The 26,927-nt window shown below is 59.8% G+C and carries 22 protein-coding genes; 3 read left to right on the forward strand and 19 right to left on the reverse strand.

From position 1 onward, the window contains the following. Positions 1–4 precede the first annotated feature (4 nt). Together DXT96_RS18670 and DXT96_RS18675 are read right to left on the reverse strand one after the other, a co-directional pair. Positions 5–1,138: an ABC transporter ATP-binding protein gene (locus tag DXT96_RS18670; RefSeq protein WP_149900774.1), complete on the reverse strand. Its 1,134-nt coding sequence runs from the start codon at positions 1,136–1,138 to the stop codon at positions 5–7. After that, positions 1,138–2,991 carry an iron ABC transporter permease gene (locus tag DXT96_RS18675; RefSeq protein WP_153515915.1) on the reverse strand — a complete coding sequence of 618 codons (1,854 nt, stop codon included), beginning with the start codon at positions 2,989–2,991 and terminating at the stop codon, positions 1,138–1,140. The genes DXT96_RS18670 and DXT96_RS18675 overlap by 1 nt, the downstream gene beginning before the upstream one ends. 519 nt (positions 2,992–3,510) lie before the next feature. On the opposite strand from DXT96_RS18675, the gene DXT96_RS18680 reads away from it, so the two are divergent. Next, complete coding sequence (locus DXT96_RS18680) at positions 3,511–4,497, forward strand: LacI family DNA-binding transcriptional regulator (protein ID WP_149900772.1); 987 nt, start codon at positions 3,511–3,513, stop codon at positions 4,495–4,497. On the opposite strand, the gene DXT96_RS18685 is transcribed toward DXT96_RS18680, so the two are convergent. The 4 genes from DXT96_RS18685 to DXT96_RS18700 all read right to left on the reverse strand — a co-directional run bounded on the left by DXT96_RS18685 (position 4,494) and on the right by DXT96_RS18700 (position 9,399). Next, positions 4,494–6,137, reverse strand: coding sequence for a Na/Pi cotransporter family protein (locus DXT96_RS18685; protein WP_153515916.1), 1,644 nt, complete (start codon positions 6,135–6,137; stop codon positions 4,494–4,496). The two genes, DXT96_RS18680 and DXT96_RS18685, sit on opposite strands and share 4 nt — an antisense overlap. A 77-nt stretch (positions 6,138–6,214) precedes the next feature. Next, positions 6,215–7,900, reverse strand: coding sequence for a metallophosphoesterase (locus DXT96_RS18690; protein ID WP_153515917.1), 1,686 nt, complete (start codon positions 7,898–7,900; stop codon positions 6,215–6,217). Next, positions 7,894–8,502, reverse strand: a complete 609-nt coding sequence (locus tag DXT96_RS18695; protein WP_153515918.1) for a dual specificity protein phosphatase — start codon at positions 8,500–8,502, stop codon at positions 7,894–7,896. The genes DXT96_RS18690 and DXT96_RS18695 overlap by 7 nt, the downstream gene beginning before the upstream one ends. A 57-nt stretch (positions 8,503–8,559) precedes the next feature. Then, positions 8,560–9,399 (reverse strand): inositol monophosphatase family protein, encoded by an 840-nt coding sequence (locus tag DXT96_RS18700; RefSeq protein ID WP_153515919.1) that lies wholly within the window; start codon positions 9,397–9,399, stop codon positions 8,560–8,562. A 339-nt stretch (positions 9,400–9,738) separates the two neighbouring features. Between DXT96_RS18700 and DXT96_RS18705 the strand changes: the two genes are divergently transcribed. Both DXT96_RS18705 and DXT96_RS18710 read left to right on the forward strand, forming a co-directional pair. After that, a complete protein-coding gene (locus DXT96_RS18705; protein WP_174374485.1) occupies positions 9,739–11,715 on the forward strand; it encodes a bifunctional diguanylate cyclase/phosphodiesterase in 1,977 nt (658 codons plus the stop codon). Between the two features lie 231 nt (positions 11,716–11,946). Continuing rightward, a complete protein-coding gene (locus DXT96_RS18710) occupies positions 11,947–12,243 on the forward strand; it encodes a PRC-barrel domain-containing protein (RefSeq protein ID WP_153515920.1) in 297 nt (98 codons plus the stop codon). Positions 12,244–12,336: 93 nt separating this feature from the next. On the opposite strand, the gene DXT96_RS18715 is transcribed toward DXT96_RS18710, so the two are convergent. The 13 genes from DXT96_RS18715 to DXT96_RS18775 all read right to left on the reverse strand — a co-directional run bounded on the left by DXT96_RS18715 (position 12,337) and on the right by DXT96_RS18775 (position 26,905). Further along, positions 12,337–13,062 (reverse strand): SDR family oxidoreductase, encoded by a 726-nt coding sequence (locus DXT96_RS18715; RefSeq protein WP_149900767.1) that lies wholly within the window; start codon positions 13,060–13,062, stop codon positions 12,337–12,339. Between the two features lie 57 nt (positions 13,063–13,119). Continuing rightward, complete coding sequence (locus tag DXT96_RS18720) at positions 13,120–14,730, reverse strand: FGGY-family carbohydrate kinase (RefSeq protein WP_153515921.1); 1,611 nt, start codon at positions 14,728–14,730, stop codon at positions 13,120–13,122. Positions 14,731–14,820: 90 nt separating this feature from the next. Further along, positions 14,821–15,552 (reverse strand): SDR family oxidoreductase, encoded by a 732-nt coding sequence (locus tag DXT96_RS18725; RefSeq protein ID WP_149900765.1) that lies wholly within the window; start codon positions 15,550–15,552, stop codon positions 14,821–14,823. Positions 15,553–15,591: 39 nt separating this feature from the next. Further along, complete coding sequence (locus DXT96_RS18730) at positions 15,592–16,569, reverse strand: ABC transporter permease (RefSeq protein WP_153515922.1); 978 nt, start codon at positions 16,567–16,569, stop codon at positions 15,592–15,594. After that, on the reverse strand, positions 16,559–18,061 hold the full coding sequence (locus tag DXT96_RS18735) for a sugar ABC transporter ATP-binding protein (protein WP_153515923.1): 1,503 nt from the start codon (positions 18,059–18,061) through the stop codon (positions 16,559–16,561). The genes DXT96_RS18730 and DXT96_RS18735 overlap by 11 nt, the downstream gene beginning before the upstream one ends. Before the next feature lie 71 nt (positions 18,062–18,132). Then, on the reverse strand, positions 18,133–19,044 hold the full coding sequence (locus tag DXT96_RS18740; protein ID WP_153515924.1) for an ABC transporter substrate-binding protein: 912 nt from the start codon (positions 19,042–19,044) through the stop codon (positions 18,133–18,135). Between the two features lie 97 nt (positions 19,045–19,141). Beyond that, positions 19,142–20,026, reverse strand: a complete 885-nt coding sequence (locus tag DXT96_RS18745; RefSeq protein ID WP_149900761.1) for a helix-turn-helix domain-containing protein — start codon at positions 20,024–20,026, stop codon at positions 19,142–19,144. A 376-nt stretch (positions 20,027–20,402) separates the two neighbouring features. Continuing rightward, on the reverse strand, positions 20,403–21,440 hold the full coding sequence (locus DXT96_RS18750; RefSeq protein ID WP_153515925.1) for an NAD(P)-dependent alcohol dehydrogenase: 1,038 nt from the start codon (positions 21,438–21,440) through the stop codon (positions 20,403–20,405). 254 nt (positions 21,441–21,694) lie between these two features. Further along, positions 21,695–22,153, reverse strand: a complete 459-nt coding sequence (locus tag DXT96_RS18755; protein WP_153515926.1) for a DUF1801 domain-containing protein — start codon at positions 22,151–22,153, stop codon at positions 21,695–21,697. Between the two features lie 270 nt (positions 22,154–22,423). After that, entirely contained in the window at positions 22,424–23,881 is a 1,458-nt protein-coding gene (locus tag DXT96_RS18760) for an ABC transporter permease (RefSeq protein ID WP_153515927.1), read from the reverse strand. Further along, entirely contained in the window at positions 23,878–24,567 is a 690-nt protein-coding gene (locus DXT96_RS18765) for an ABC transporter ATP-binding protein (protein ID WP_153515928.1), read from the reverse strand. Before DXT96_RS18765 ends, DXT96_RS18760 begins: the two co-directional genes overlap by 4 nt. Positions 24,568–24,571: 4 nt before the next feature. After that, positions 24,572–25,036 (reverse strand): hypothetical protein, encoded by a 465-nt coding sequence (locus DXT96_RS18770; RefSeq protein WP_149900756.1) that lies wholly within the window; start codon positions 25,034–25,036, stop codon positions 24,572–24,574. A 114-nt stretch (positions 25,037–25,150) separates the two neighbouring features. Continuing rightward, entirely contained in the window at positions 25,151–26,905 is a 1,755-nt protein-coding gene (locus tag DXT96_RS18775; RefSeq protein WP_153515929.1) for an alkaline phosphatase, read from the reverse strand. Positions 26,906–26,927 lie beyond the last annotated feature (22 nt).

Consider the following 26,927-nt stretch of genomic DNA (forward strand, 5'->3'; position numbering starts at 1 on the left):
GTTTTCAGTTGTAGGTGCTATTGCGTAGAACGGCGTCCGCCTCGGTGACCCGCTGTCCCCTTGCGTCGAAAGCGTGCAGGGCCTCCGGCGGCACGTGGAAAAACACGCGGTCGCCGCTGTCGATACGCGGCAGGGAATGGGTGGTGAGGAACAGCGTGTGGTTTTCGCTTCTAAGTTCGAGAATCCAGCTGCCGCCGGTCGGCAGCACGCCCGTCACCGTCATTTCACCCGCGAAGCTGCCCTGCGGCACATCCTCCGGCTTCATCACGTAACCCATCGCCTCCGGCCGCATGCCGACCGAGGCGATGCCGCGCAGTTGCGGATAACGCGCTGCAAAATAGGCTTCGCCCTTATCGGCAACATCGGAGACGCCGGGCTGGCCGAAGGTCAGGATATTGATCGGCGGGCTGCCGACAAATTCGGCGACGAAGCGGTTGGCCGGACGATCATAGATATCGTTCGGCGTGCCCATCTGCTGCAACGTGCCCTCGTTCATGACGGCGATAGTGGTGGCAAGCGTCATGGCTTCCCACTGGTCATGCGTCACGAAGACGATGGTGGTCTTGAATTCCTTGTGCAGCCGCTTCAGTTCGGCGCGCATTTCCAGCCGCAGCCGCGCATCCAGATTGGACAGCGGCTCATCGAGAAGCAGAACGCCGGGATTGACGGCAAGCATGCGGGCAAGCGCCACGCGCTGCTGCTGGCCACCGGAAAGCTGCGACGGGTAACGATCGCGATATTTGGCAATGTCGAGCGCCTGCATGACGCGCTCGACACGGGCTTCACGTTCGGCCTTCGGCAGCTTGCGCAGGCGCAGGCCGAAATCCGTGTTGCGCTCGATCGTCAAATGCGGCCAAAGCGCATAGCTCTGGAAGACCAGGCCCATTTCACGCTTTTCCGGCGGCACGAAGATGCCGTCATTGACAGAGTCTATCACCCGGTCGCCGACGCGGATTTCCCCGCCGGAGAGGTTTTCGAGGCCGGCGATCATGCGCAGCGTCGTGGTTTTGCCGCAGCCGGAAGGGCCGAGCAGGCACATGAATTCGCCGTCACGGATTTCGAGATCGAGATCGGAAACCGCATTTGGGGAATTCACACCGTAGTTTTTCTGCGCACCGCGCAAGTTGATGGTAGGCATCAGCTTCCAAGTCCTTCTGCAAGATTTGTGCGGGTCAGTTTCTGGGCCAGCAGCGTGCCGAAATAGGCGATGCCGGCGATGATCAGCACCACGGCGTTGGCGGCCTGTGTGTAGTGGTAATCGACCAGTCGCAGCGAATAGGTGGTCAGCACGTCCGTGCTAGGCACCGCGAGGATGACGAAAAGGCTCAAGCCCTTGATGCCCGAAATGAAGGGCAGGAGAACCCCCGTCACCAGCGATCCCTTCTGGATCGGGATGACGATGGAGATCATGCGGCGGAACCAGCCGGCGCCGGCGATCTGCGCCGCCTCTTCCGGGTCCTTTCCAAGCTGCGTCATGGCCGAGATGCCGGCGCGTGAGGCATAGGGCATCTGGTCGGCAATCAGTGCGAGGATAAGGATCGTCACCGTGCCATAGAGCGCCGGCATCGGCCCGCGCGGAACGGCAAACAGCGACAGATAGGCGGCGGCAAAGGCGATGCCCGGCACGAGATAGGGCAGGAACGTTACCTGTCGCAGATAGACCGACAGCGCGCGCACCGGCGTGCGGATGACGACATAGCCGACCAAGAGACCGAGAACGCCTGATGTCAGCGAGGCAAGGCCGACGATCATCATCGTGTTTTTGGCGGCCGCCCAGAGATCGGGGCTCAAGAGAACACCGGTCTGCAAGGCCACCGTGTTGAGGTTGGTGCCGATCCAGTAATCGAGTGTGAAGTTATCGAGCGAGAATCTGGCCGGCATCTTCATGACGGTCGAGAGCGCCAGGGTCAGAAGCGGCAGGCCGACGCTGAGGATAAAGACGGCAGCGGCAAAGCCGGTTGCCGGAAACCGCATCTTGCCGAGACGGCTTAGACGGTTCATCGAACCCTTCGACCCGATCGTCACGAACCGGCGGGCTTCGCGAACGAGGCGGGCGTCAATCATCAGCGTGACGATGCCGATGAGCATGATCGCAGCCGCAACGACACCGGCAACGCCGGTCTGGCGCGAGGCGATGCTGCGGAACAGCGAAGTCGACAGGACTTCGAATTTCACGGGAAGCCCCAGAACATAAGGCACACCGAACTCGCCAAGGCACTTCGCAAAGATCAGCACCATGGAAGACAGCAGCGCCGGGCGCATCAGCGGCATGATGATCTGCAAGGCCACCTGATAACGGTGTGCGCCGAGAATGCGGGCGGAATCCTCAAGCTGCGAGTCGAAGCGGCGAAGCGCCGAGCCGAACAGCAGGATGACGAAAGGCGTGTAATGCAGCGCAAGGATGATGGTGATCGGGAAGCGTCCATAGGCCACCCAGTCCGGCGGTGTCAGGCCTATCGCCTCGAACCAGCCGGGCTGGCCGCCAACGGTGCGGTTTTTGAACAGGGTCGTCCATGCCAGCGCGAAGGTCCAGGCCGGCAGCATATAAGGCACGATCAGCGCGGTGGCGAACCAACGACGGCCGAACATATCCGTGCGGCTGATAAGCCAGGCAAGCACGGTGCCGATGACCAACGAAAGCGCAATCGCCCCGAAAGCTACCGTCAGGGTGTTGAAGAGCGGTCGCCAGAAAAGGTCTGTCGCGACAGGCGAGAAAAACGCCCTGTCGAGATAATAAAGCGTGAGGTCGCCAACATCTTTGCCAAGACGCCGTTCGTGGCCGAATTGCACGCGCACCGCATCGAAAACGATCGAAATGATCGGAATGACGATCAGATAGGTGAAAAGCAGAGCCGTCAGAACGCCGATCAGCGTCGTCGGCTCCCGGAGCGCGACCTTGAGGCGATATCGCCAGGCCTGCCATGCCGAAGGCGCGGCCGCCGGGGGACGCCCCAATGCCTCCGCCTTCGCTGATTCGCTTAAAAGAGCCATTATCTCTCCCCGTATGGCTACACCACTGCCCTGACACGCCGGCAAAAAACTGCCTTCGCACAGCCTGCAAAACAGGCGGCGCGTGCGTGACCTTCAGCAATGCATCAATGCTTCAGAAGCGGGTGTCCAAAACCCGCCAACAACGATGATCCCAGCTCCTCCCGAAAACATCGTCGGCAAAGCGAATATGGAATAAAAATTCCATATATCACTCGACCTTGGAATGCATGATCCGTCTTTAAAGGCGGTTTGTCAACGAAAAAATGCACACGTGATCACTAAGTTATTTATTTGTTTTAAAAGGTCTTTTTGTCACAAAACTGTAATTTTTTGAGCAGGATGAACGGAGGAATGTTTTTCCCGGCGGGACAGCAATGGAACGAATGAGACGTTTTCCCGGAGTGTACGTCATCTCCCTGCCCTCGCGCAGCGGCGGGCAGCTGAAAAATTTCGATTGGAATAGCCGACGCCACATCGCCTGTGGTATCAGGCATAGGATTTCGCAACCGGGGGAATTGAATGGCGAGAGGGTTCGTGACAGCCGAAGAGGTGGCGAAAAAGGCCGGGGTCTCGCGCTCCGCCGTCTCGCGTACCTTCACTCCCGGCGGCAGCGTTTCGAAGGTGGTGCGGCGCAAGGTGCTGAAAGCCGCGCAGGAACTTGGCTACCGCGTCAACCGTCTGGCGCAGGGCCTCAATAATGACCGCTCCAACCTCATCGGGGTTGTCGGCGCCAATCTGAGTTCCCCCTTCATTTCAAAGCAGCTCGATCTGCTCAGCATCGGCCTTCTGCGCCGCGGGCTGCAATGCCTGCTGCTGAATGCGGCGGATGCGCGCAAGGACATCGCGCCGCTGATCGAGCTTCTCTTCGAGTTCCGCGCCCAGGCAATCGTCGTTCTTTCCGGCGAACCGCCGGCTTCGATCGTCGATGAATGCATCGCCAATGGCGTGCGCCTCATCCTCATCAACCAGCGTCTCGACCGCACCGACACCAATATGGTGCTGAGCGACGATTCCCACGGTGCCGACCTTGCCGCCATGCGGCTCGTGGCGGCCAAATGCCGCAAGGTCGCGGTGATTTCCAGCGGCAGCCAGACCCCGGCGCAGCTGCGCCGCGCCGGCGCCTTCACCCAGCGCATGAGCATCGAAGGCATCGAGGTCGTTCCCTGGTCCGGCGGACCGACGAGCTATGACAGCGGTTATCAGGCCGGCTGCGAATTGCTGGCCGACAAGGCGATCGATGGCGCTTTCTGCGTGACCGATCTGCTGGCACTCGGTTTCATGGACGCCGCACGTCTGGAAATGGGTCGCCGGGTACCGGAAGATCTCTCGATCGTCGGTTTCGACGATATTCCACAGGCTGGCTGGAAAAGCTATCAACTGACCACCGTTGCCCAATCCTTCGACGCGCTGACCGAAAAAGTCCTGACCGCGCTCGACAGCGACCTGCCGGAAACCCGGCTTCAGGTCGTGCCCGTTTCCATGGTCGAGCGCATCACCGCGCGCTAACCCACCTGCTTGATGCGGCTTTCAATCAGGAGGCCGCTTTCATCGAGGATCGGATGAGCGACGGCGGCGATATGGGCGTTGATGCGTTTGAGATCGCGCAGCATGTCCAGATGCACGGAGCTGGTCTGGATGCTGTCGGCCCGGCCATCACGCAGGCGCTGCAGATGGCGCTCCGAAGACTGCTTTTCGAGACGCCGCACATCTTCCTTCACTTCCACCAGCCGGCGGGCAAGATCGGCATTGCGGGTTGCGAAAACCGATTGGGCCATGCGGATATTGTCGAGTGTGACGGCGAAAAGACGCTCCAGCTCACTCTTGCCGTCAGCGGAAAACTGGAGGCCAAGATCGATCTTCTTGGCGATTTCCGGGCGGATGCCTTTCTCGATAATATCGCCGATATGTTCGAGATTGATGGCATATTCGACGATATCCATCGCGCGGCGCTGGTCTTTCCGGCAAAGCCCATCCTGTCCCACCTTCGAGACATAGACCTTGATGTCATGCTGTATGCGGTCGACCCGGCCTTCCAGCCTGCTGATGTCGTTGAGTTTCGCGACGTCGCTATCGCGCATCGCCTCGCTTGCCTGCCGCAGCATGCGCTCGATCAGGTCGCCGACCAGCAGCACCTCGCGGCTTGCACCGGCAAGTGCTGCAACCGGCTGATCGAGATCGTGACTGTCGAGATAGCTGCGGCTGCTTTCGCTTCCCTCTTTTTCCGGCAGCATTGCCTTCGTTACCCGCAAAAGCAGCGGCGAGAGCGGCCACGCGATGGCAGCAACAGCCAGATTGAAGAAAAGATGCGCATCAACAGCGAGATTGGCGTGCGAAAAGGGCGACATATCCAGAAGCACCGCGCCATATCCGGCAAGAGGCAGGGCCAGAAGACAGCCGATGGCCCTGACGATGAGGTTGCCGACAGTCACCCGGCGCGCCGCAATCGGCGCTTTCAGCGTTGCCAGCACCGGCGGCACCGCACCGCCGAGATTGGCGCCGAGCACCAGCACGATGACGAGGCTCGTTTCGATGCCGCCGCTTGCCGCGAGCGACAGGATGAGAACGACAATCGCAAGGCTGGAAGATGCCAGCACCGCCAGGACGGCGGAGAAAATCAGCGCCACCGGCCAGGCATCGCCAAGCAATGAAATGAAGAGGCCAAGCGCCGGTGATTGTCTGATAGGATCGGTCGCGGCGGAAAGAAGATGCAGGGAAAGCAGCATCAGGCCGACACCGGCAAGGGCCGCACCCGCTCCCTGCCGCTGCGCCGATTTTCCCCGTAGCAGGATGACGCCCGCGAGGATGAGCATTGGCGACAGCCAGCCAAGCCCGAGCGCGACAATCCACGCAGTCATCGCGGTGCCAACATTGGCTCCCAGCAGCACGATCTGCGCCATGGCCGGGGCGATAAGGTCTTTTTCAACGAAAGAAGCGACCATCAGCGCGGTCGCAGTCGAACTCTGCAAGGCGATCGTCGCCACGAGACCGGCAACGAAGGAGCGAAAACCGCCCCGCGTGCCGGCGGCAAGACCGGTGCGAAGCCTGGCGCCAAATGCGCGCGACATGCCGTCCTTGATCTGCGCAAGGCCGAAAAGTAGCAGCGCCACCGCGCCGAACAGATTGATGCTGACAACGACCGATTCCATCGGATCACCTCGCTTGTCGTCCCCGCCGCCGGTCTGCACTCGGCTGCGATGCAGCAGCCCGTTGCAAAACCTTCAGATCAAACCGCTACGCGCTCATATTGTGGAGCGAGCTGAAGCGTGAGATCACGCGAACTGCCTTCAGCACGCTCCAGAAACAGGCCGAGCGCACCGAAGAAGATTTCGATAAAGCTTTGAACGGAACCGTCGTGGCGATCCGCCTCGCGGCCGAAGCGTTCCGCAAGTACCCGATAGAGGGAAAGCCGCTCTGGCTGGATATGCGGCAGGGCAAGACCCGCGCCCTGACGCAGGCAATACCAATCGGCAATCAGCTCGAACATCGGTAATTCAGAAGCCAGCACGAGGCCGTCCGATATGGATGCGCCCTTCTTCCCAATCAGGCCAATAACATCCTGCACGGTTTTATCCGCAATGGCCGCCACAACCTCGGCCGGCCATTCCTTGATGAAATAACGGTGCTTGATCAGCGCCCGTTTATGGCCAAGCAGAAAATCACCGTAGTTGCCCGCCGCAAACGCCCGGTCCTCGTCCTCGCCGGCCAGCGCCGTTTCCTGCGCATAGCCTCGGCAAATACGGCTGTTGATCGGCAGAGCGTCCATCTCCACCGTCTCCACAGTGATTTCCTGCCGCGACGGGTGGACAACCTTGAAGGCGGGCGGGAAGGCCACCAGCGACGGCACGGCGATATTGGTGAGCGAATTCTCCCCTTCCCCGCGCCTTGTCACACCTTCCACATGCAGGTGCCCGCTGAAATGGATGGCAAGCCCGGCGTGACGCAGCGCATCCTCCACCGCTTTGCGCGGCGTGCGGCGCACGACATTGGTTTCGCCGAACAGCGCGCCTTCGGCACCGCTTGCGCCATCAAAAGGATCGAGCGCCGGATAGTGAGAAAAGCCAAGCAACGTTTTGCCGAGCGCCTCTGCCCTATGACGCACATCGGCAATCCAGTCGATAATGAAGGGTTTGCAGCGCAAAAGCGCGTTCCAGCCGCCGGAGGTGCTGTCGGTGAAGGCCGCCTCTTCGCCTGTCTCGAAAGTACCATCGAGCGGTTCGAAAATATTGGCGTCAATCATCAGTAGCCAGAGACCCGGCTCCGGCTCGACGAGATAGGAGGCATCCATCAGCTGGTAGACATTTTGCCCATCGGGCGAGCGCACCTCGTACAGGCGGTCCTCCGCCAAGTCGGAGAGACCGAATGGCGTTTCCCAATGAATATAGTCGGGCTGGCGGAAGTATCCGAAAGCCGCCATGGGGCCGAGGCCGACTGGATAGCCCTCGCAATACATCCGGTCGCTGATGACAACCCGCTCCCCAGCGCGCCGTACATCGCTCGAAACGGAAAGGCATCGGCCATTTTCCGTCAGGAATTCCTTGGTATGGTGCCGGCCGCGCGGGCCAAAAATATCGTGGTTTCCGGGCAATGCATAAAAAGCGGTGCCATGGGCATCGCGATGACGCTCCAGAATGCCCTTCAGCGTTTCGGTGGTCGCCCGCTGGCCGTCATCGGTATAATCGCCAAGCAGCACCACATGGCGAATGCCCCGTTGCCGCACCTCTTCGAGTGCGGCATGCAGCGCATCGGCGCTCTCGTTGAAAACCCGGGTGGATTCGCGTGTATCCGACCAGCTGCGCATGGTGATGCGCTCACCATCGATCTCGATGCCTGGAAATCCGAAATCAGCGGTCGTGTCATGAAAATGCGCGTCAGCAATGACGGCGACGGAGGGAAGCGCACGTGTCAGCATGATTGGGTGGTCTTTCTGCCCTCAACCATGTCGATCCAGTCGGAGGCACGGCGGGCGGCGGCATAAAGCATGGGTTTCGGCGTCTCGAACCATTCATCGGGCCGCAATTCCCGCCTGGTGCGGATCACGGAAACCGCGTCGTCAAGTGTGGGGTAAAGATGCGGCTGCTGCTTGTGGAGGAAAAGCGCTACCAGCGAGACGGAGCGGCTGCGGCCGCTGCGGCAGTTGACCAGCACATTGCCGCCATCTGGAAACGGATAGGTTTCGCGTTTCGGCATCGTCTGGCGAAGCGCACCGTCAAGAATGTAATAGGCCCCCAGCATCATCGTGTCGGGGCTGCCCTCCCCGTCGATCAGGCCAAGCTTGTAATAGCGGATATCACCGTAACCTACAGGGCGTCTGTCGCCCTCTTCCGCCGCCGCCTGCACGAGATTGATATCGAGGTTGACGGCGCAATTGACGACAGTGGTGATGCCGTGCCGGCGCAGGAGCCCGAGATCACTCGCACCGTCGCTGCCGCCGATATAAAGCGCAGCATTGTGCGGGCCGAGCCCTTCCGAAATCAGGCTGATCGCAGGCCGGGCATAAACGGGTCCATCCATGTCATTCCTCCACATGCACGAAGCAGCCCTTCATCACGGGCTGAGCTTCGTCTAAAATCAGGCCGATGCGGCCCGCTGCCCACCGGACGGCTGCCGCTCGGCCAAAGGTATGTTCGATGCCTCACTGACACCTTTGGCAACACCGCCGGCTGCCGCCAGCACCGGCCCGCCATCTTCAAGACTACCGATTTCCAGGAAAGGGCAGACATCCCCGCCAGCTTCGCTGACGAGTAGCAGCCCCGCAAGACAATCCCATGAATTCATATGCAATTCGAGATAGGCATCTGAGCGGCCATCAGCCACATAGGCAAGCGCCATGGCCCCTGAGCCGGCGCGGCGGACATTGGTGCCCATATCGAGCAGGTTCTTGACGACGTCGAGATAGACGTCATTCGCCACGCGGGTCGACCAGCCCATTTCAATCGACGCCGCATCGAAACGCTCCGTCTCCGACACCCGGAGCGGCAAGCCGTTGCGCGTCGCCCCCTCCCCGCGACGGGCGAAATAAAGCTCGTCAAGCGCGGGATTATAGATCGCGCCAAGCTCTGTTCGCCCGTTTTCGACATAAGCGATGGAGATGCAGAAATGTGGAATGCCGCGGGCGAAATTCGCAGTGCCGTCGATGGGATCCACGACCCAGACGCGCTCGCCAATCTCCCCGCCGCCTTCTTCTCCGAAAAAACTGTCATCGGGAAAACAAGCCGCGATGGCCCCGCGAATATGCGCTTCGGAGGCAGCATCCGTGACGGTCAGAAAGTCCTGTGGCCCCTTCATCGAGAAGCTGCGTGTCGCTTCGCCCTGAAAACCTTTCAGCACCAGTTCCCCGGCGGAAAGAATAACGCTGCGGCAGAGTTCGGCGCGAGCCGTCAATGTATCCGGATAAGGCATCGAGTCCATGCGCAACAACCATTTCCTCTAGAGTGAACGCGTGTTCATATTGCACACGTGTTCAGTGTTTTCAAGCACGATTTTTGGAGGAATTGATTGTGGCGGATCGGACACGGCCAATCCCGCCCGTGCAGGACGGCCATCGCAATTGTTGGCGCTGAATTAAACGCTTGTTTTGGATCACTCAAGACGTAGCAGCGCACTTTGATCAATGCAAATGATGTGTTGCGACAGACAATTGTACACATCTCGAGGTTGATATGGTTCTCCATCGATTAACCCTGTGTATTTTCAATGATGTAACTGTATTTATGTTATGAACGCCGTTCTCTACTTGATGAGCGGCCAATGAAAATACTAACTGCCAAACAAAAATTTCAAAATTTCATGTCTGTTCGATCTGATAATCCGGACTTGCTGAAAGCACAGTATCGCGCCTTCACACGGCAGATGCCGATGATGTATTTCATACTGCTTTCAAGTACATGGGCGCTTGCCATTACGCACATGCAACTGGCGCCGTTTTGGCTCACCATTGGAGTTCCCACTCTTTTCACCCTTGGCTGCACCCTCAGGGTCGCATTCTGGTGGAAGACGCGCGGCATCGATCCGAAGCCGAAAATGGCCCATGCCGCACTCCAGCGCACAAACCGCCTGGCGGTCGGCATCGCCATGGCATTCACGCTCTGGTCTTTTTTGCTGGTGCCTTACGGTGACGCTTATATGCAGTCTCACGTTGCCTTCTACATGGCAATCACCGTGATTTCCTGCATCTTCTGTCTGATGTATGTGCGCTCTGCCGCCTTCATTGTCACCCTCATCGTCAACGGCGCATTCATCGTCTTCTTTCTGGCATCACGGCAACCGACATTCATCGCCATCGCCATCAATGTTCTGCTGGTCTGCGCCGGCATGATGTCCATCCTGTTGACCAACTACCGCAATTTCGAGCGTATGGTCGTCTCGCAGCAGCGTACGGAAGCGCTGAGCAACGAGAACCTGCTGCTCGCCAATATGGACAGCCTGACCGAGCTGCCCAATCGCCGCGCTTTTTTTTCCCATCTGGAAGTCGAGCTGGAAAAGGCCAGCGCCGCAGGAACACGGCTGGCGTTAGGCGTCATCGATCTCGACGGCTTCAAGCCGGTCAACGACCTCTATGGACACTCCGTGGGCGACAGACTGCTGGTCAATGTCAGCAAACGCCTTACCGCCAGTCTGAAAGCCAGCAAGGCGTTCCGGCTGGGCGGCGACGAATTTGCCATCGTTGCTCCGATCATACCTGATGATGCGCAACTCGTTGCCAATGCCAACGCAATTTCAGAGCAGTTGAGAGCGCCCTACCATATGCCGGAGGGAACGGTGCATGTTTCCGCCTCGATGGGGATAGCCGTCTTTCCAAATCTCGCCTCCACGCTGGAACAGCTTTTCGACAGGGCGGACTATGCCCTTTATCATGCCAAGAAGACCCGGCGCGGCGATGCCGTCCTGTTCGACGCGGAACACGAAAAGCAGATTAATATCGAAGCCCGCATCGAACATCTGCTCAAGCAACGCGATATGGAAAACGAGCTTTCAGTCGTGTTCCAGCCAATCGTGGATATACGCGATGGAGAAACCGACGGTTTTGAGGCGCTGGCGCGCTGGCATAGCCCGATCCTCGGGCATGTGCCACCCGCCCAATTCTTCTCCATCGCCGAGCGGGCCGGAATCGTCAGTTCACTGACGCGGCCGCTTCTCAGGATGGCCCTGGCTTCCGCCTCGAAGTGGGAGCCTTCTCTCAGGCTGTCCTTCAACCTCTCGGCCCATGATCTCAATTCCTGCGAAGGCGTGCTATCCCTGATCGGCATCATCGAAAACAGCGGCTTCGACGCACGCCGTCTTGACCTTGAAATTACCGAGACGGCCTTTGCGCATGATTTCGAACAGGTCAGACAGTCAGTCGAACTGTTGCGGCGTCTCGGCTGCGGGATTTCGCTGGATGATTTTGGCACGGGTTATTCCAGCCTGACGCGGCTGCATGCCCTGCCTCTTACCAAAATCAAGATCGACCGCAGTTTCGTGACCGACCTGCACGAAAAGCCGGCGAGCTACAAGATCGTGAAATCCCTTCTCACCCTCAGCCGGGATATGGGACTGGAATGTGTGGTGGAAGGGGTCGAAACATCAGGAGAGCTTGCAGCCCTTGAAGGCCTCGGTGCGACTCTGGTGCAGGGCTATGTTTATGCGCCGCCGCTGCGAGAAGAGGATGTCGATGAATTTCTTTCTGGACGCCGCGCAGCGACCCGCAACAATGCAGGAAAGTCACGACCTGCCACCGCAAGTTGACCGGACGGGGTAGAGGCAAATAGCCGTCCTTTTTCGGTCGACCGGGGGAGGAGGACCAAGCGCCTCCCACAGAAGGGCTGCCTGTTCCTCCAGTTCTTCTGACGGGCATCCGCCCGGGACCCAACAATGCACCGATGAGAAATAACCCGTCTCCACCAGCCGCAAAATTGGATGGAACAGTTTTGCGATGCGGGAGTTTGTTTTCTGCAAACCAAGACAGGAGGAAGAACAATGGATCACACCAATCACGTACGTCTGGTTGAAACGGAACTCACGCCTTCGGTGCTCGAAGAAGCGACCGTTTATGGTGCGGATGACCATAAGGTCGGCAAGGTTGACCACGTGCACGGCGTTGGAGCCGGCAGCACTGCGATCATTGATGTCGGTGGTTTTCTCGGCATCGGCGCAAAGCCTGTCGCCGTGCCACTCAGCGATCTCGATTTCATGCGGGATGAGGACGGCGATGTCCACGCGGTTACTTCATGGACGAAGGACCAGTTAAAGGACATGCCCGAGCATCGTCATTAATCTAGATGCGCCCGGCGGTTTGCCGGGCGTTCTCTTAACCTTCGGGCGCGCTTGCGCATCCGCTCATTATTCTCCGAGCCTGTTTGCCAAACGTCAAACGGCGAGGAAACCGCCGTCCACAGGCAACACGGCCCCGGAAATCATCTTGCTGTCATCAGAGAGCAGCAGCGCGATGCTCTGCGCGACCTCTTCGGCTTCGGCAAAACGGTTAAGCGGATGGCGAACCATCATCGGCTGGCTCTTGACGGGATCGTTCCAGGCTTCCGCCGCCAGTTCGGTGAGCGTGATCGTCGGGGCAACGGCGTTAACGCGAATACCGTGCGCGCCAAGCTCCTTGGCGAGAACACGGGTTGCGCCTTCAAGCCCGGCCTTCGACGCCGCATAGCAAAGATGATCCTGAAAACCGCGATGGCCGGCGATGGACGTGATGTTGACGATGGCGCCACCGCCACCCTGCGCGACGCGAGCGCGGGCAAATTCCTGGCAGGTGACGAGAGCGGCGCGCAGGTTGATGCCCAGCACGGCCTCATAGCCAGCATCGCTCATGTCTAGCACGCTTTCCAGCACGTTGATGCCGGCGCTGTTGATCAGGAAATCGCACGGACCAGCTTCGGCCATGGCAGCACGGGTGGCAGCGACGTCGGCAAGATCGACACGGATCGAACGGCCGCCAATTTCGCTTTTCAGGCTATCGAGATCGGACTGCGTGCGGCTGATCGCCACCACTTCCGCACCGCGTGCGGCCATCAGCTGCGCACAGGCGCGGCCGATGCCTTTGCCTGCGCCGGTGATGATGACGGACTTTCCGGAAAACTGCATGGAATCCTCGTTATTTTGCGGCCAATAGGGCCAGATGATCTAAGCTTTTGACGCGCTTCAGGAATGGCTGGCTGAGCGAATGGCGCGCGCCGCATTCTGGAGCGCCAGAAACGCGTCGTAACGCCACTGATGAACCTTTTGAAAAGCAGGATCAGGCGAAGCACAGCTGGCGATCCGCGACATGGCGGGCATCGCCGCCATAAGATCCGGATAGGTTTCCGCAGCAACGGCACCCAGCATGGCCGACCCCAGAAGCACCGGCTCTTCGCATTCGGTCAGTTCGACAGGAAGCCCCGTTGCGTCGGCCAGCAATTGCCGGGCAAGCGGATGAGCGCCTGCCCCGCCGCTGACGCTGATGGTTTCCACCGGCGCGCCATTGCGGGCCTGCGTTTCGATGATCTGGCGAAGCCCATAGCCAAGGCCGAGAAGCCCCGCGACGTAAAGTGCTACGAGCGAATCCACACCGGTCTCCATGCCATAACCGGCAATGACTGCGCGGGCATGCGGATCGGCAAAGGGAGCGCGGTTACCCAGAAACTCCGGCACCACATGAAAATCTTCGGCAATCTCAGCTGCGGCGGAAGTGGATGCGGCAAGGCTTAGAGCGCGGTCGGCAAGCCATACCGGCAAGGCTTTGCCTTCCTTCTCGGCAAGCGCGTTCGCCTCGGCAAAGGCCGGGTGCAATTGCACCAGATAGTCGATGGCCGCGCCGGCGGCAGACTGGCCGCCTTCGTTGAGCCATGCGCCGGGAACCATGGCGGAATAATAGGGACCCCAGACACCCGGCACGAAGGCGGGTTCGGCAGTAGTGGTCATGGTGCAGGAGGACGTGCCAAAGACATAACCAAGGCATCGCGATGCATCACCGCCGGCAGCCACCGTGCCAACGCCACCGGCATGGGCATCGATCAGGCCTGCGGCAACTGCGGTGCCTGCAACCAGCCCCATGGCTTTTGCCGCATCTTCGGTCAGGCCCGCGCCCAACGCTGTACCGGGATGGACGACGCTTTCACCGATGCGGCGGAAGCCCTGCTCGGCTAGATCGCCAAGCCCGATGTGGTTGAAATACTCCGCATCCCAGCGGTTTTCATGGGCGAGATAGGTCCACTTGCAAGTCACCGTGCAAGCGGAACGATCGAGCGCGCCGGAAGCCTTCCACGTCAGAAAATCCGTCAGGTCGAAGAAATGCTCGGCGCGCGCATAGATTTCCGGCCTGTTTTCGCTGAGCCACAGAAGCTTCGGCGTCTGCATTTCGGGAGAGATGCGACCGCCGACATATTTCAGGACCGCATGTTCGCCCGCATTGATGCGCTCCGCCTGTTCAACGGCGCGGTGGTCCATCCAGACGATGATATCGCGTTCGGGATGATCGGCAGCGCCAACCGGCAGCGTCTCATCGTCAGGCCCGCGGACAACGAGCGAGCAGGTGGCATCAAAACCGATGCCGGCGACCTCGGCCGGATCGATACCGGCGCGCGAAACGCTTTCGCGAACGCTATCACAAACCGCCTGCCACACCTCACCGCTCGACTGTTCGGCAATGCCGCCATCCTCGCGATGCATGCCGATCGGGCGTTTGGCGGTAGCGAGAAGCTTGCCTGCAACATCGAAGACACCGGCCCGCGCCGAGCCTGTCCCGACATCGACGCCAACAAGGTAGGAAGCCATTTGCGATACTCCTCGGAGCGGATCATCCGGTGCTTGAACGATATGGAGCGGCTGGACCGGTTCCGATTTCCCCAGCCGCCCCAGACATTTTTAAACGCGGTCGAAGTTGGTCGGGAGAACCAGCATGTCGCGGATGGTGACGGTGCGCTTGCGCGTCAGCATGTAGATAACCGCATCGGCCACTTCGCTCGCGTCGATAAGGCTACCCGATTCCTTGGCCTTGCGGAGGTTTTCCTCCGGCCAGTCCGCCAGAAGTGCGGAGACAACCGGGCCGGGAGAGACCTGCGCGACGCGCACGCCATGCGGGATCATCTGGCGGCGCATGCCCTGCACGAAGCTGGTGATCGCCCATTTCGAACCCGAATAGACAGGCTCCCAATAGGTCGGAAAATGGCCGGCGATCGAGCAGGTGACGATGATATCACCCGTCTTGCGCGCCGACATATGCGGCACGACGGCCTGAACATTCTTCATGACCGCGTTGACGTTGAGGTTCAGCATCTTGTCGATGGCTTCAGGCGTCGTTTCGGTCAGCTCACCGCCGATATAGGTGCCGGCATTGCAATAGAGAATGTCGATATGATCGACCTTCTCCAGGATTTCGGGAACCATGGCGTTGCAGCTGTCGGCATCCAAGAGGTTGGTAACCTGCGGAATGGCGCGCTCGCCGAGCTTGGCGGCCAGATCTTTCAAGGCTTTCTCGTTCCAGTCGACCATGACCACGGTTGCGCCCTGTTCCAGCAGCGCTTCTGTGGTTGCAAGCCCGATGCCGGATGCGGCGCCGGTGATGACCGCGATCTTGCCTTGCAGCGATTCAGACATTTAGTTCTCCTGCGTTTATGAAGGTGTTTCCGGGCCGGCTCAGCGCCATTCGCGCCCGATATAGATGGCCAGCAGGATGATGCCGCCCTTGATGACATCCTGCAGATAGGGGTTGATGCCCATGAGGTTGAGGCCGTTATTGAGGATGCCCAGCAGCACCGCACCGATGAGCGTACCGAGAATAAGCCCCCTGCCCCCGGCAATCGCCGTGCCGCCGAGAACGACAGCCGCGATGGCATCAAGCTCAAAACCGACACCGGCGTTGGGCTGACCGCTCATCAGGCGGCCGGTGAGGATAAGCGCGGCAAAAGCTGCCGTGACACCTGAAATGCCATAGACGGCAAGCTTGACGCGCCGGGTCTTCACGCCCGAAAGACGGGCCGCCAACTCGTTGCCACCAAGCGCATAGACGTGGCGGCCGAAGGCGGTGCGCTGCAACAGCACCCAGGCCACGGCATAAATCACCACCATTATGATGACAGGCACAGGAACGATGCCGATGCGGCCGACGCCGAACCAGGAAATCCAGCTCGGAATGCCGCTGACCGGATAACCGCCGGAATAGATGAGGCCAAGGCCACGCGCCATGCCCATGGTGGCGAGCGTGACGATGATGGCGGGCATCCTGCCCCAGGCGACAAGCGCCCCGTTAAAGATACCGATGCCCAGACCGATAAAGAGGCCAGCCGGCAGGGCAACCGCGGGCGACAGGCCGGTATTCACCATCAGGCCGGCCGATAATGTGCCGACAAGCGCCATGACCGCACCGACCGAGAGATCGATGCCGCCGGTGAGAATGACGAAGGTCATGCCGACGGCGAGAATGCCGACGACGGAGACCTGCCGCAGCACGTTCATGATGTTGTTGACGCTGAAGAAATTGTCGCTCGCAAGCCCCATCAGGATGGAGACGACAATCAGGCCCGCCAGAGGCAGGGCGAGCGGCGAACGCAGCATGGAGCTAAGACTGAAACCGCCCGTTTTCGCGGCAACGCCGGTGTTTGCATCAAGCGACATGTTCAACTCTCCCGGTGGTGGCGTTTGTCATTATTGTTTCTGAATTGATGTCTTCGCCCTCGACCGTGGCGACGATGCCGCCGGAACGGAAGACGCAGACCCTGTCGGACATGCCGATCACTTCTGGCAGCTCCGAGGAGATCATGATGATCGAATAGCCCTTGGCCGCGAATTCGCGCATCAGCGAGTAGATTTCCGCCTTCGCGCCGACATCGATGCCACGTGTCGGCTCGTCGAAGATCAGCACGCGCATGTCATGGTTCAGCCAGCGGGCGATAACGATCTTCTGCTGATTGCCGCCCGATAGCGTGTCGACGCGGGCATAGGGCCCCTGCGCCTTGACCTGCACCTGCGCCATGGCCTTTGTCGTGTACTCCAGTTCCTTTTTGAGATCGAGGAACCAGTGGGCCTTGCGGTATTTGCGATAATTGTTGAGCGAAATATTCTGCAGGATGGAGAAACTGGTGATCAGCCCCTCCTCCTTGCGGCTTTCCGGAAGCAAGCCGATGCCGCGCATCAGCGCTTCATCAGGCCCGGAAAAACGCGTGTCCACACCGTCGACCTTGATCTTGCGGCGCGAGGCGGAATGCGCCCCCAGCATGGCGAGAACCGTTTCCGTGCGCCCCGAGCCGACAAGTCCGGCAAAGCCGAGAATTTCGCCCTTTCGCAGCGCAAAGCGCGAAACGGGGCCGCCCTTCTTCAATTGCAGCTCTTCCACTTCGATCACCTTTGCGGCGGAAGGATCGAGCTGCGGCTTTGGCGGGAAGCTGGATTCGATGCGCCTGCCGACCATCATCTCCACCAGACGGTCATTATCGACCTCCGAAGTCAGGCAGGAACCGATCAGTTCACCATCACGCAGAACAGTGATGCGGTCGCAGATCTCGAATATTTCCTCAAGATGATGCGAAATGAAGATGATCGCCACGCCCTGACGCCGCAACTCCCGCATGACCTTGAACAGGTGTTCGGTCTCGGACGGGGTGAGCGTTGCGGTCGGCTCGTCGAGCACGAGAATGCGGGCATCCAGCGACAATGCCTTGGCGATTTCGACAAATTGCTGCTGCGCGACGGACAGGCGATGCACCGGCACGTCGAGCGGAACATCTACGGCCAGACGGCTCATGATCTCAGCCGCGCGCTTGCGCATGGCGCCCTTGTTCAAAAGGCGCAGCGGCCCGCGAATTTCGCGGGCAAGAAACATGTTTTCAACGGCATTGAGATAGGGGATCAGGCTGAATTCCTGAAACACGATGCCGACGCCAGCGGCAATCGCCTCGTCATAATTGGCGAAGCGGCGATCCTTGCCGTCGATGCGGATCGTTCCTTCCGAGGGCTGCAAAATGCCGCACAGGATCTTCATCAAAGTCGACTTGCCGGCACCGTTTTCGCCCAGAAGCGCATGCACCTCGCCGGCGCGCGCTTGCAGGTCGACGCCGCGCAGGACTTCGATCTTGCCAAAGCTTTTTCTTATTCCATTCAGTTCCAGCATTTCACCCTCCTCGATGGTCGGGATTTAACCCCGCCCCCATACTAGATGGGGACGGGGCCTGGGAGGAGTTCTTACCAGCTAAACTCGCCGGCGTTTTTGCTGTCGACGACCATGACGTCGATCGGGACTTCCTTCGGCACGACGCGAGCGCCCCACTTCTGGGCAAGCGCCATGGCAAGGCCGACACGCACCTGGTCACGCGGGAACTGCGCGGTGGTTTCGATGAAAGGACCACCCTCGGCAATCGCCTTCACAGCTTCAGGAGCACCGTCGACCGAGGTCAGCTTGATGTCCTTGCCGGAACCCTGAATAGCAGCCAGAGCGCCCATCGCACCGCCGTCATTCACCGAGAAGATACCGGCGAGGTTCGGACGCGACTGGATCATGTTTTCAACGACGCCGAGAGCGACCGAGCGGTCCTGACGGCCGTTCTGCGTATCGACCAGCTTGATGTCGGTGAATTCGGCGAGCGCTGCCTTGCAGCCTTCGACGCGCTGGAGGATCGGCACGACCGGGATACCGTCGAGGATCGCGACTTCACCCTTGCCGCCGAGCGCGTCACCGAGATGCTTGCACGACTTGTAGCCTGCGTCACGGTTCTTCGAGCCGACGAAGGTGTCGACCGGGCCGTTTGCGTTGGCGTCGACAGCAACGACAATCACGCCGGCAGCCTTGGCAGCATGCACGGCGGCTTCGATACCGGCGCTGTCCGTCGGGTTGAGGAGCAGGATGTCGATCTTCTGCTGAAGCATATCTTCAACGTCAGAAATCTGCTTTGCCACATCGTGGCCGGCATCGGTCACGACAACGTCTGCGCCGATGCTTGCTGCGGCTTCCTTCAGCGCTTCCTGCATCGACACGAAATAGGGGTTGTTAAGCTCCTGGAAGGTCATGCCGATCTTCAGCTTTTCCTGCGCCAGCGCCGGAGCGGCCATCATTGCAATTGCGGCTGTCGCCATCAGAAGCCTGGATTTCATTTTCATCTTACTATTCCTCCCGTTTGGAAAGTTGGGGCAACAAGTGCCCGTTTCCGGACAGCCCTCTGCCCGAATTGGTAAAAATCGGCGATGTGTCGCTGGTTTAATCCGCCATGACCGCTGCCTTCTGGGCTGCGAATATGGTTCGGAACCTTGACGGCGACATTCCCTTCAATTTCAGGAAATGCCGGTTGAAATTCGAAAGGTTGGAAAAGCCCACATCGTAGCAGACCTCCGCCACCTTCACATCCTGATCGGCCAGCAGCATCTGGCAGGCGAGATCGATGCGTAACTGATTGCGATACCGCACCAGCGTCGTGCCGGTATGGCGCTTGAAGGCACGGGAAAAGGCGCTCGGGCTCTGGCCCACCATGTCGGCCAGATCGATCTCCTCGACCTGTTCAGTCAGATGCTGGCGCAGATGTGACAAAGCGCGGTTGATGCCGCTATCGCCAATGCCGGTCAGATCAAGCTCGTAGCTCAGGCTCGCCAGCACCTCTGAAGAGGGCGCGTTGACCAGCAGATCGAGAATTTCCCAGAAAAGCGCCAGACGCGTCAGCCCCTGCGCCTCGATCAGCCGAAGCACCAGCGGGCGAACCCGGTCGCTCGTCTCGTCATCGAACAGAATGCCGCGGCGGCTGCGATCCAGCAGCGCACGCACCACATCCATCTCGGACATGGAGGTGCAGGCGTCTTCGATAAAGCTCTCCGGAAACTGGATCACGAGAGAGCGTGTCGGCACGATTTCGTCCGGCTCGATCTCGCTGATCCAGTTCTGGGGGAGATTGGGACCGGTCATGATGAGCTGACCGGGGCTGAAGCGACCGACGAAATCACCGATATAGAACGTGCCTGACGTGGCGACGACCAGATGGATTTCATATTCGGGATGGTAATGCCAGCGCACGGTGCGGAACGGATAGCCATGCCGCCAGGCAGCGAAAGATTCGCCCTTGCGGATGTGTACCAGTTCCAGATCGGGCTGCATCAATATTCCTCCCATCAGTCACGTCCGCCGCATTTGCGGAGCAAGGCCATTCCTCTTTATGGCTCGTCCCAGGCGTTAACGGGGAGCATATGGCCTGCCGCGCGTTTACTTCCACATCATACCGGGGAAATTACCGATACTTTTTTGACTCTTTTTTGTCGGAAATTGAATAGTTGCGTACAGACGCTGCCAATTAAGCTGGCAGTTGCGCGGATTTTTTCGCGCAATTTTGCGTGATACGCCGATAAAATATGCATGACGGGGAGAGATTTGATGAATTTTTGGAGCGCGAACGACCGATCACCGGCAGTTCGCGCTTATACTTTTCCGCAAGGCATCTGCCGCTCAGTCATCAGCGGGCAATTGGCCTGATCGTTTATTGCGGCATCAGAATTTGCAGCTTCACATCCGTATCTCGTGCTTCCACCGCACGATCAAAACCGGCGATGCTGTCTTCGAAGGGAATGGTTGCGGAAATCAGCGGCTTCAGGTCGACCTTGCCGGATGCAATGAGGGCAACCGCGCGGTCATAAACGTTAGCATAACGGAAAACCGTCTCCACCCGAAGCTCCTTGGCCTGCAGGCCAACAATATCGACCGGCACCGGATCGACCGGCATGCCGACAAGCACGATCGCACCGCCGGGCCGCGCCAGTTTCGCCATGCCGAGCACGGCGGGTGCAGCGCCCGAGCATTCAAAGACGATGTCGCAGCCCCAGCCATCCGTCGCGGCGGCCACGGCTTCGGCAAGATTACGCTCGCGGATGTTGACGGTCTCGATACCGTCATAAGCAGCGATGATATCAAGCTTCGGCTGGGCGAGATCGGCAACGATGACCTTGGCGCAACCGCCGGCAAGTGCTGCCAGCGCCACCATCATGCCGATCGGGCCGGCACCGGTGACGACGGCGACATCGCCCGGCTGGATGCGCGCTCTTAGCGCCGCCTGCATGCCGATGGCGAAGGGTTCAACCATGGCTCCTTCGGCAAAGGACACATTGTCCGGCAACTTGTAGGTGAAAGCGGCGGGGTGGATGACCTCAGGTGTCAGGCACCCATGGATCGGCGGTGTCGCCCAGAAGCGGACGGCGGGATCGACGTTATAGATGCCGAGCTTGGATGCGCGCGACGTCGGGTCGGGAATGCCCGGCTCCATGCAGACACGGTCACCGGCCTTCAGATGCGTCACCTCGGCACCGGTTTCGATGACCGTTCCCGACGCCTCATGGCCGAGCACCATGGGAGCATTGACGATGAAATGGCCGATCTTGCCGTGAGTATAATAATGGACATCCGAGCCGCAGATACCGACCGTATGGGTGCGGATGCGCACATCCTTCGGTCCGAGTTCACCCGAAATGTCAAAATCCCTGAGCGAGAGCTTGCCTTTTTCTTCCAGCACCAGTGCCTTCATCTCATCCTCCGTGGTTTGCGATACGCCTGGCAGCGAGTTCAATCAGCGTGATGGCGTGCAACTTCGGCAAAAGTAAACAGAAATCCGCCGGATCGTCCGGTTTTTCTTCACGAGGGAAAAACTGTATCGAGGTGCCCGCGATTTCTCATCACCGGCCGGGCGCCATGGCTTTTCCAGAGAGGAAAACAGGACGTGATTCGTCTGCCCATGCCGGGGAGTTGCCTTCCCTGCAAGGCCTGACGAACCGCCCCTCCCTAGAGCTTCTCACCCGGCAATTGGCTCGCCTGTTTCACCCACTCAGCAAACTGCGCCTCATCGAAAACGCCCTCGTGAATATCGAGGTAACGAACCTTCGGCTGCTTCGACGTGCCGGTCGGCAGCGGCTGAAGGGATGCCCCGTTGAAGAAGCTGACTTTGATATATCTGGCGAAACAGTGAAGGCCGAGGAACCAGACGCCATCCTCCATGCCGTAGAGGGGCGAGTTCCACTTCACGGCCTTGCGCACGCCTGGCACCAGGTTTTCAATCAGCGCGTCGATCCGCGCTCCAACCGGTCTCTTCCAGCCCGGCATGGCGGCAATATAGGCCTGCACCGGTGCATCGCCATACCCCTTGGCAATCTGTGGATTGCCGCCTGAAAGAAGCTTCGGCGCGTCAAAGGGCGGCTTGGCCTCCGCGATTTTGGCAGCTTTTTCCGTTTTCTTTTCAGCCATCGCGCCCCCCAATGTTACGCAGTTTCCTGACGATTTCGCAGGTGTCGGGGAGAGCCTGCCACAAAAAACGACCACAGTAAAAAAACTATATTTTATATGCATTCTTCGCTGCCCGGGCCGGTGGGCATGTGCAAAGCCGGATTACATGCCGACACAACCCGATCTACCGGCATGGCGATCCAAACAAGGGGGCACGACCGTGCCAATCATCCGGACTGGCACGCGTCAATAGATCCCCAAACGTAGCCTATGATACCCCTATGGGTGCTCTCAGGCGCGGAGCGCGGCTGCGGGAGACTGGCGATAGGCAAGCAGCGCGGGTATGGCCGCCAGAACGGCGGCAAAGCCCAGCAGGAAAAGCGCAAGACGCAGATCTTCGCGGGTGAAGCCGACCGGCAGGATCACACCACTTTTCGCGGTAAACAGCTGCGCGCCGATATGGGCAGCGCCTAATCCGAGCAGAAAACCGATACCGACACCAAGCGCCACCAGAAAGAAAAGCTCCAGCCAGACGATGGCGAATACCGAGCCGCGGGGCGCGCCGAATGCCCGCAATGCGCCGATCTGCCTGCGCCGTTGCCCGACATGGATCACCGTTACCAGCATCAATGCTGCCGCCACCAATCCCTGCGAGCCGGCCGCGACCGCACCCAACACCATTTTGGCATCACCAAGCGTGGCATAAAGACCGGTCAGCACCTCGCCCGGAAAAACGCCAAGCGTATTGCCGTTGCGATATTCCTGTCTCAGCCGATAGGCATCGGCAATCGTCTTCGGTTTGACGAGAATGGCCGGCAGGCCGGGCATGTTCTCACCAAAGGTCTCTACAATCGGCGCGTCGGGATCGATGCTGCCATGATGATCGGACTCGGCATGCCCTGAAGAGGCGTCCGGCGCGAGAGCCGCTTTGGGCTCCTGCGGCATGCCGATCTGAATAACGGCATCGGCGTGGCCGTCCTCACCTCCGACATGCGTGTCGCCATCCTCATGATGTGCCCCCTCTTCATGGGCGTGGTCATGGCCGTGCTCCTGATGCCCGTCATCATGCGCAGCCGCGTGACCTTCCCCATGCCCCTCACCCTGGCCCTCCCGCTGGCCCTCGTTGTGATCGTGGCCATGTTCCTGGCCAAGACCATGAACGTGCCATACGGCCTGAATCGGCACGAGAATGGCGCGATCCCAGGGTGTGCCGGTCGGCCGCAGCTTGCCGACGGCCTTGTAGGCGATCTCTGTATGGGTGCGACCACCGGTTTCGGCGGAACCATGCATCGGCTTGATCTCTGCCCCGACGGACAGGTTGACGGCAGCACCAAGAAGGGCTTCGCCTTCCAAAGCAAACATCCTGCCCTCGGCAAAGCCAGGCGTGGTGTTACTGACGAGGTTTGTCGTCGTACCGACAATGGGATAGCCGGCGAAAGAATCTCCAAAACCGACGGGGGCAGCCCAGGCAACGCGCGGGTCGGCGGCAAGCCTGGTGAGGACGGCGCCATCCACGAGCGGCAAGGGCGCCGCCTGCAGAAAGATGGATGAAAGGATCAACTGTGTTTCGCTGCCGGCAGCACCGACAACGAGGTCGAATTTATCGGCGGCGCGGGCGCTGCCGAGACGCAAAGACCGTTCCTGCAAGGTGACGGCCACACCGAGCGCGGTGGCCAGCGCCACCAGCAGAACCACGACCGCCCCGCCCAGCCACAAGCGACGCAGGTCGGCCAGGATGAAGCCGATCATGCTGCGATCTCCTTCGCGTCAGTATCGGCAACGACACGGCCGCCACTGAGGGTCAGACGCCGGTCAAGGCGACCGATCAGATGCAGATCGTGGCTGGCGACAATCAGCGTGCTGCCGGTGCTGGCGGCAACGGCAAGCAGCAGGTCGCCGACAGCCTCGCCGCTTTCGAGATCGAGGCTGGCGGTCGGTTCGTCGGCAATGATGACGCCGGGGCTGCGCAGCAGCGCCCGGGCGATGGCAACACGCTGCATTTCACCCCGCGACATGGTCTCGACATGCTGCCCGGGGCGCTTGAGGCCGACGGTCGCAAACAGGGATTCCGCACGCTTTATAAGCTCTGCATTTGCCACACGCGACAGGCGGGCGGGCAACAGGATGTTATCCAGCGCAGACAGGCCGGGAAAAAGATGAAATTCCTGCATGACGAGGCCGATATTGGCAGCCCGCCAATGGTCGCGACGGCCTTCGGACAGCTCCGCAATGTTCCCGTTCCCCCAAACGACGCGGCCGGTCTTAACACGCTCGAGGCCGGCGATGATGTTGATGAGGGTGCTCTTGCCCGAGCCGGAACCACCCGTCAGCGCCACGTGGCTTCCGGCAGTGATTTCCAGATGGTCGATAACGAGAACCGGGGCAGCCAGTCCGGGAAAGGACACGGCAAGATTTTCTATCTTCAGAGGCAGCATGGTCTCAAACCGTCGCGTATTCTGCCTGGCGAATGCGCAGCAGGCTGACGAAGCCGGTGTCCGGATCGGTCCAGGAACCCGTTTCCAGTGTGCCGCGCACTTCGATCGTCTGGCTGGGCTGGGTGAAAGTCTGCTTTTCGCCGAGATAGACGACGACAATATTGTCCGGCCAATCTGAATCCGTGGAGCAAAAAGGGCAGATCGACATGGGTATTTCGGTGAGCACGAAAAAATGCGCCTCGGCCTTCAGCGGCGGCGCCATGAAGCCGCGCATGGCGACCTCCTTGCCGTTCAGTTGCTTGACCTTTTCGGAAAATTCCAGCCCGAGAACGCTGACCTTGCCATAAAGCTCGTCGAAGGTGATGTCGCTTTTCGCCTGCGCCCGCGTGCCGGCGGCCAGCAGCGGCAGACCAGCAATGAGACCAAGGGTCTGGCGGCGATTGAACCGCGCCGGATCAGTCTTGCTCATGACCATTTTCCTTCTTGAAAGGTCTTTCATCGTCAACCGTCATGACCGGCAATGCAGGACCGTCAATGACGGCAAGGGCACGCCATGGTGGCGAGCCCCTGCCCTGCTCAGATATTAGTTGGTCTGCTTGGCGCCGAGAGCGAAAGCCTCTGCGAGACCCTTGTAGACATCGCTCTGCTCCATATAACCGCGGAAGCCTTCGGCACCGGGTCCTTCGGCCTGCAGCACGACGTCATCAACCGCGTGTACGCCGCTGTCGGAGCTCTTCGGAATGATGCCGGTGACCAGCACGGCACCGGGAACATCCTTGTACTGCTCGTTGGCGATGTATTCCTTCTTTTCGTTCTGGATAGCCGGCGCAAACGGGCCATCGAGCTTCGGACGGAAGGTTTCGTAATGATCCGGACCGTTATTGGCGTTCAGGAACAGACGACGCGAAACATCGACCTTGTCCGGATAGCCGTCGCCGTCCTTGTCTTCGTAGTTCGGGAAACCGGCTTCGGCATAGGTGCCGACCTTTTCACGCATGTCCGTACCGGGCTTGTCATCATCGACAGTACCGATGATGGAAACGCCGTGGGTATGGTCGCCGGTGACGATGATCAGCGTATCGGGGTTCTTGGCCGCAAATTCGCGGGCGACGCCGATGGCCTTGTCGAATTCGATCGTGTCGACGACGGCGCGATCCCAGTCGAGCGGATGCGACATCTTGTCGACGTTCGCCGCTTCGACCATCAGGAAGAAGCCTTCCGGGTTCTTCGACAGGCTGTCGAGCGCAACCTTGGTCATTTCAACCAGACCCGGCTGGTCCGGGAACTTGCCCGTGGTGCCCTTTTTCAGGAACTCGCGGTCAAGCGTGGTATCCATGTTGCCGGTGTGGAACAGGCCAAGGATCTTGCCGGTGTTGGTGCCGGCAGCCGTTGCGAGCTCAGCCTTGCTGGTTGCCAGCGTGTAGCCCGCTTCCTTGAACAGGGCGATATAGTCCTTGTCGTCCTTGCGCTTGGAACCGGCGGTCGCCTGCGGCAGGAAATAAGCGGAACCGCCGCCGAGAAGCACATCCGGCTTCACGTCGAACAGCATGCCGTTGATGTCGGCCTTGTCGCCACGCTTGCGGGTATGGGCAACAACGGCAGCCGGCGTCGCATCCTGAACTTCGGCGGTGGAGATGATGCCGATCGACTTCTTGGTCTGGCGGCGCAGGGCTTCAGCCAGCGTTTCGACCTTCGGATCGTCGAGCGAGGCCGGAGTGCGGTCGGCATAAACGCCGATGGCGTTCACGGCGGTCTTGTGACCGGTCATGTAGGCCGACATGGTGTTGGCGCTGTCGGTGGCGACGGCGTCGGTGGCGGAGGTGCCGATGAAGGCAACCGGCGGCACGTCATCCATGTTGAGACGGCCATTGGCCTTACCCTCGGTCATGCCCTTGGACATGATACGGGCGGCGGTGCGATGTGCGACCGACAGACCGTCGGCGATCAGGAAGATCACATTCTTGGCCTTCGCCTGGGCAGGCGTGCCATAAACCGTCCAGGTCACGTTCTTGGTTTCGGAACCGGCCGAAACTTCAACCTTGTAGTCACCGGCATTGGCGAGCGTGATGCCGCGCAGGATGACGGCCGAACCAAGAACCTTGTCCTTGTTCTTTTCTTCGGCAACGAACTCGACGTCCTTGCCGAGAATAGCCTTGTAATCCTGGCCGTTGATGGTGATCTTGACGTCTTCCGGCTTTACGATGGCGTCGAATTCCGCTTTGAAATCAAACGGCGAACCGGTCAGGATCGTAGCACGATCAAGCGGATAGACCTCGGCAGCCTGAGCGGCGCCGGCAAGAAAGGTCGTAGCGACCAAAGCAGCAACAATTTTGCGCATATTCCCCTCACGAGACATGTGA

The sequence above is a fragment of the Agrobacterium sp. ICMP 6402 genome, from assembly GCF_009498615.1.
GTDB classification, from domain to species: Bacteria; Pseudomonadota; Alphaproteobacteria; order Rhizobiales; family Rhizobiaceae; genus Agrobacterium; species Agrobacterium burrii.